General features: G+C 41.4%; 7 protein-coding genes and 1 pseudogene. All 8 read left to right on the plus strand.

The annotated features are described in order from the left end of the window. Window positions 1-157 (plus strand): annotated as a pseudogene (locus QZ334_RS08350) (prevent-host-death protein); the annotation flags it as partial. Between the two features lie 2 nt (window positions 158-159). Beyond that, window positions 160-480: a type II toxin-antitoxin system RelE/ParE family toxin gene (locus QZ334_RS06480; RefSeq protein ID WP_129823534.1), complete on the plus strand. Its 321-nt coding sequence runs from the start codon at window positions 160-162 to the stop codon at window positions 478-480. Window positions 481-622: 142 nt separating this feature from the next. Further along, window positions 623-2218 carry a tryptophan transporter gene (locus QZ334_RS06485; protein WP_295232949.1) on the plus strand — a complete coding sequence of 532 codons (1596 nt, stop codon included), beginning with the start codon at window positions 623-625 and terminating at the stop codon, window positions 2216-2218. Then, complete coding sequence (locus QZ334_RS06490; protein ID WP_295232952.1) at window positions 2211-3023, plus strand: energy-coupling factor ABC transporter ATP-binding protein; 813 nt, start codon at window positions 2211-2213, stop codon at window positions 3021-3023. Before QZ334_RS06485 ends, QZ334_RS06490 begins: the two co-directional genes overlap by 8 nt. Window positions 3024-3032: 9 nt before the next feature. Further along, window positions 3033-3701, plus strand: coding sequence for an energy-coupling factor transporter transmembrane component T (locus QZ334_RS06495; RefSeq protein ID WP_295232955.1), 669 nt, complete (start codon window positions 3033-3035; stop codon window positions 3699-3701). A gap of 335 nt (window positions 3702-4036) precedes the next feature. After that, window positions 4037-4537, plus strand: coding sequence for a GNAT family N-acetyltransferase (locus tag QZ334_RS06500; protein WP_295232957.1), 501 nt, complete (start codon window positions 4037-4039; stop codon window positions 4535-4537). Window positions 4538-4623: 86 nt separating this feature from the next. After that, window positions 4624-5487: a histidinol-phosphatase HisJ gene (hisJ, locus tag QZ334_RS06505; protein WP_295232960.1), complete on the plus strand. Its 864-nt coding sequence runs from the start codon at window positions 4624-4626 to the stop codon at window positions 5485-5487. Between the two features lie 67 nt (window positions 5488-5554). Further along, window positions 5555-5931: hypothetical protein (locus tag QZ334_RS06510; protein ID WP_295232963.1), on the plus strand; the 377-nt coding region annotated here is incomplete at its 3' end.

Below are 5931 nucleotides of genomic sequence, written 5' to 3' on the forward strand. Positions count from 1 at the left end.
GACAGGTAGAGGTAGGTATGCAATTATGGATATTCAAGATTATGAACGTGTAATGGCTACTATAAAACTTATGGGGGCTTTAGAGACCGGTCGTAAATCTGGTGAAGAAGAAGGCTGGATTTCATCAGAGCAACTAAAGAGTGAATTGGGGATTTGATTATGAATAATCAAATTAGCTATGCACCAAAAGCACGAGAAGATTTGCTAGAAATAAAATCTTTTATAGAAGAAGAAACCGGTGATATTGAGTTAGCTAAGAAAACCGTTTCGGATATAGTGACTACGAATGACTCGTTGAGTATATTTCCAGAAATGGGGCAGCGATTATTGATTAATCTAGAAAGCAAAATTGAATACAGATATTTACTTTGTCATAATTATTTAAGTTTTTATCGTTATTTAGACCGGACTATCTATATTGATAGAATATTAAACAGTAGACGTGATTATCTTAGAATACTATTAGATGAAGTACATTAGTTCTTAAAAGCACCATCGTTAATAGATGGTGCTTTTTATCATATGATAAACATACTATCTATAATAGTATCTTGCCTTTCACAAATCTCTGAAGAATGTTACAATAGACACTATATATTCATTTTTAGAAAAGAGGCTATTTATGGAACGGATTCAAGATCTTGTGTACACGCATGTGCAGGGTGGCCAGTTTAGATGGGTTACTGTCAGCACATTGATGCTCGCATTGGGCACGATATTGCATTTGGTGAGCCCTAGTGTGGCTGGGGTAACGCCGAACTGGACAATTGCTACGTACTGCGTAGCTATTTTATTGACACGTCCTAGTTTGAGCCAAACATTGGGGATTGGCCTTGTAGCGGCCCTCATTAACGTATTGACGTCTAAGTCAGCATTTCCTTATGGTAACTTGTTGTCTGAACCAGGTGGTGCGTTGACGGCAGCTCTCGTAACACGTGCAATGTTGTCTATGAAGTTCCGTAAGATCGGTGGTTTCGATTTAACACCAATCGTATCTGGTTTCTTAGCGACTGTTGTATCTGGTGGTATCTTCGTTACCCTCTTATGGCAAGTGCTTGGTTTGCCTAATAATGTATACATGTACGGCATGTGGCCATTGGTACTTATCGTAGGTGCTTTGAATGGCGCTATTACGCCAATTTTATACATTCCGGCGCAACGTTTATTCTCTAAACGCGGCATGTTGCCAAGTGCGGATCAATTGACGTCTGACCATAGTCATATGACAATCTTGCCTGAGCGCCAAGCTAAAATTTCTATTGAGCACGTAAATTACTACCATCCAAAGGCGACTACACCGTCTCTTGAAAACATCAATCTCGACGTACATGATGGGGACTTCCTCGTTGTGACTGGTCCTGCAGGTTGTGGTAAAAGTACTCTTTGCATGGCTATGGTAGGGGCGGTACCTAAATTCTACGGTGGCCGTCTTGAAGGCATGGTCTTTGTAGATGGTAAAGCGACTACGCAAATGGAAATTCCAGAGCTTGCAAACCATATCGGTGTTGTTCTTGCCGATTACGATACGCAACTCGTTACGATGACAGTTCGTGAAGAAGTTGCCTTTGCTATGGAAAACCGTGGTTATGACCGTGAAACTATCAAAGCTCGTTCCGAAGAGGTATTTAAGCAAGTTGGTCTTGTAGGCTTAGAAGACCGTAAGATTACAAGCTTGTCTGGTGGTCAACGTCAACGTTTGGCCATCGCTTCCGTATTGGCTACGAACCCAACAGTTCTTGTCCTTGATGAACCAACAAGCTCCCTCGATCCAGATGGGACTGCCGAATTATATCGCCTCGTAGGTGATTTAAACCAAAAACACGGTATTACCGTTGTTGTTATCGACCATGACTTGCATGCTGTATTGCCGTACGCGAACCGCATGGCTCTGATGGTGGATGGCTCTATCGCATGTGATGCGGATGTACCGACTACACTTCGTTACATGTACGAACACAATATTCACGTAGATGCATTGCCATCTGTGTTCACAACGTACATGGAGCTTGAACAAGCGGGTTACCATAGTGATGAACCTTGGCTCAGCATCGAGTCTGCGATTAAGGGCTTGCATCAAATTGAAATGGCTCACGCTATTCAAAATGAGGTCCATGGTGAAAGCAAGTCTCCAGCTAATCAAACAAATACAGTAGAACATAAACAACCAATTCAACGCGTTGATGATGTACAAGGAAAGGACGGTGGCGCTCATGCTTAAGGTTGAAAATATCCGCTTTGGCTATGTGCCATCCGTAGACATCTTCCGAGATGTGACTTTCACCATCGAAGGCGGCGAATATATCGCTATCGGCGGTCGTAATGGTTGTGGTAAAACGACAATCACTCGTTTGCTCGTAGGTCTTGAAAAGGCTAGTGAAGGCCGCATGTACTATAACGGCACAGATATTACATCTATGCCACCATCTAAACGTGGTCAATTTATCGGTTATGTATTCCAACAACCGGATCGCCAAATGTTCAGACCTACTGTAGCGACAGAGGTTGCTTTTGGCCCTGAGTCTTTGGGCCGCAGTAAATCCGAAGTGAAACAAATCGTCGACGAAGTGTTGGAACGCACAGGTATCGCTCACTTGCGTGATGCGTATCCTCCAACATTGCGCCGCGGCGAAAAGCAACGTGTTGCTATCGCTTCTGCACTAGCAATGCAATCTAAAATCCTCATCCTCGACGAACCAACAAGTGGTCAAGATGGTAAGGAAACTAAAGAGTTGTTAGCGTTATTGCGCCAACTCAATCAAGAAGGCATTACGATCCTTCTCATTACACATGATATGGAAATTATGGCTAGCGAATGTAGCCGTGCGCTTATCATGGGTAACCAAACGGTTGCCTTCGATGGCAGTCCAGAAGAATTATTCAAGAAATCTACGGACGAATTGCAAGACCTAGGCCTTACGAAACCGCCAAGTGTGGAACTTTCACTAGCGGTACCATCTCTAGGCTATTGCAAATCCATGGATGAATTGAAATCTAAGTTAGTGGCTCAGTTGAGCGGGAAATAGGAGGGACATATGGAACGTTTAGTACCGTTAACAAAAATCTTGATGACCCTCGCTGTATCCGTGTGGGCCATTCTATTGCGCGACTGGCAATCTCTATTGGCCTTGGTCGTTGTAGAACTTGTCGTTTTATTCGTTGCAGGTTTACTGATCAAACAACGTAAGGCCGTTGTGGCGTTAACTAGCTTTGCCGTATTCCTTGGCATCGTTCAATTCCTCGGCAGCGGTGATGTAACATCTGCTATCGTATCTGGCTTGCGTATGCTCGCCATGACACTTGTATTTATCTGCTTATTGGCGACGACAAAATTGCAGGACCTTACAGCGGCGCTCGTAACACAATGCAAAATTCCTTATGAATATGCATTTATGTTCACTGCAGCACTTCGCTTTGTACCTGACTTCATCGCTGAAAGCCATGCTGTACAAGAGGCGCAAGCGTGCCGTGGGCTATCCTTAGAAGGCAACTTCATTAAACGCATCAAATCCTATGCATCTGTTATTCAACCATTGCTCTTAAAATCCTTGGGCCGCTCCGAAACAATGGCGCTCTCTCTAGAACTACGTGGCTTTGGTGGTCCAACACATAGCTTTGCTGCATCTGTGGGATTGAAAACTATGGACTATGCAGTGATTGGTGCTTTGATTGTTATTACAGTACTTCTATTCGTTATTGTGTAATGAATAAATTAGACAAATTCATAGAGTTAATTGTGTTATAATTAACTTGAAGAGTATGGGGTGCCTCAATTGGTACGCCTGAAAAGACACCTAGAAATGGCCAAATTTCTAGGTGTCTTTTGTTTGTCTTTTGAAAATGTATTTATGATATACTACTAATAGGTAGTAAAGCGTACAAAATATTGCCTACAATATAACAAAAGGACGAGTTGCAGCTCGTCCTTTTTCTTGCGTATTGGAGTTATTTTTATATATTATGTTATATAGATATAATATAGAAATAATTTTAGTTTCGGATACCGGATTTTGGATACCCACAATTTTGAGGAATTCTTATGAGTGAATTAGTAATACGACCAATTACAAAGGATGATATTGCAGCTTGTTTAGATATTTATAATTACGAGGTTGTGAACGGTGTAGCAACGCTTGATCTTGAGCCCCGCACGTTGCCAGAGTGGCAGGAGTGGTATAAGGTTCATCAAACGCAGGAACACTGCATTTTTGTAGGTCTTATAGATGATGTGGTTGTAGGCTATGCATCGCTTTCACCATATAGAACAAAGGATGCTTTCAAAAGTACTGTCGAATTATCTATCTACATTCATCAAGAATATAGAGGCAGAGGTGTGGCATCTAAGTTGATGGCGCATATTTTAGACTATGCAAAAGAAACGGATATATTGCATACGGTGGTGTCTGTTATTACTGCAGGGAATGCAGCGAGCACCGCATTACACGAGCGTTTTGGATTTACCTATTGTGGGATAACACCGCAAGTTGGTTTCAAACATGGTAAATATCAGGATACCGAAACATACGCATTATTGGTATAATAAAACATAGATATTAAAGTAAAGACTAATAATGTACAGATGATAGATAAGGGTTCGCCAAGGGGTAGGGCGAATAGGGTGATTGAATGAACATGAAAGATGAACGGCAGTTCGTTGGATATAGTAAGTATCGCAGCCGTCTTGTAGATGGTCATGTGCATACAGAATTGTGTCCACATGGTAGTGGGGACCGAACTGCATTGATGATTGAAAAGGCCATCGAGTTGCGCATTGAAAAGGTATGCCTTACAGAGCATGCGCCGTTGCCAAAGGCTTTTGCAGCTGAATACGGTGGTGACCAAAAGGCCTATGACACAGCGTCTTTGAAATTAAACCAAGTTGATACCTATTTAGAACTAGGCCGTCAATTACAACGTGCTTATGGCACGCATATCGACATCTCTCTTGGCTTTGAAGTGGATTACATTCCAGGTTTTGAGGCAGATATTCAAGAGTTCCTCGATCGCTATGGTCCATTGACGGACGACAATATTTTGTCCGTTCACTTTATGGAAGGCGTGAATAATGCCTATTACTGCTTAGACTATAGCCCTGAAGAATTTGAGCGTGGCTTTGGTCCGTGGATTCAAAAGCAATATGAGTTATATTACAAATATTACTCCACCGTACGCCAAGCCGTGCGTGCTGACCTTGGTGAATATACACCAAAACGCATTGGCCATTTTGATTTGATTAAAAAATACCAACATCACTTTGGCTTTGAACATCATTTAGATCGTCGTAATGCGCAGGTGGTAAGCGATATCTTGCATATCATGCGCGTACAAGGACGCGAACTAGACTACAATATGAGTGGCTTCTTCAAACCGGATTGCCGTGAAATGTACCCAAGCCGCTTTATCCAAGGCATGGCTGCTATCATTGGGGTGCCATTTGTACTAGGCTCTGATGCACATAGTATATCTGATATAGAAAAAATTTGGGGCTAGATTGATGAGAAAGTTTTTTCTTGGGATTATTATTCTGATTGCTCTAATAACAGCTTTTATAGCTTTTATGTTTTATCATGAACCATCATCAGATGAGCTGGTTGGCCGTAGTGTAGATTTAGAGTTTGGGCCTAAGAATGAAATTCATATTAGCAAATTGGGTAGCCAATTTATTGTATCTGATACTAGTTTCTCTAACTCTAAATTTCCTTATTTCTTTGATGCCTTTGTAGAGAAAGATAAGGCTGGCAGCTCGTATCTATACTTATTATGTAAGGATAATATGATTGTCTTTGATAATAATATGAATTGTATTCTATTCTTCTCCAAACAAAACCAAGAGTCCAAAGCTTTATTAGATCATGTAAAGAAATATTATCATTTTGATGCAAGTAAAACGAAGTATAAGATTGAAGACTTAGATGAAGTTGATAGGTCTATATA

Source organism: Veillonella sp., from assembly GCF_019414865.1.
Taxonomy (GTDB): domain Bacteria; phylum Bacillota; class Negativicutes; order Veillonellales; family Veillonellaceae; genus Veillonella.

Excerpts from the sequence above, each read along its gene's own strand:
- QZ334_RS06500 (WP_295232957.1), top strand. The coding sequence starts at position 4,037 with ATGAGTGAATTAGTAATACGACCAATTACAAAGGATGATATTGCAGCT.
- QZ334_RS06490 (WP_295232952.1), top strand. The coding sequence starts at position 2,211 with ATGCTTAAGGTTGAAAATATCCGCTTTGGCTATGTGCCATCCGTAGAC.
- QZ334_RS06480 (WP_129823534.1), top strand. The coding sequence starts at position 160 with ATGAATAATCAAATTAGCTATGCACCAAAAGCACGAGAAGATTTGCTA.
- QZ334_RS06485 (WP_295232949.1), top strand. The coding sequence starts at position 623 with ATGGAACGGATTCAAGATCTTGTGTACACGCATGTGCAGGGTGGCCAG.
- hisJ (WP_295232960.1), top strand. The coding sequence starts at position 4,624 with ATGAACATGAAAGATGAACGGCAGTTCGTTGGATATAGTAAGTATCGC.
- QZ334_RS06495 (WP_295232955.1), top strand. The coding sequence starts at position 3,033 with ATGGAACGTTTAGTACCGTTAACAAAAATCTTGATGACCCTCGCTGTA.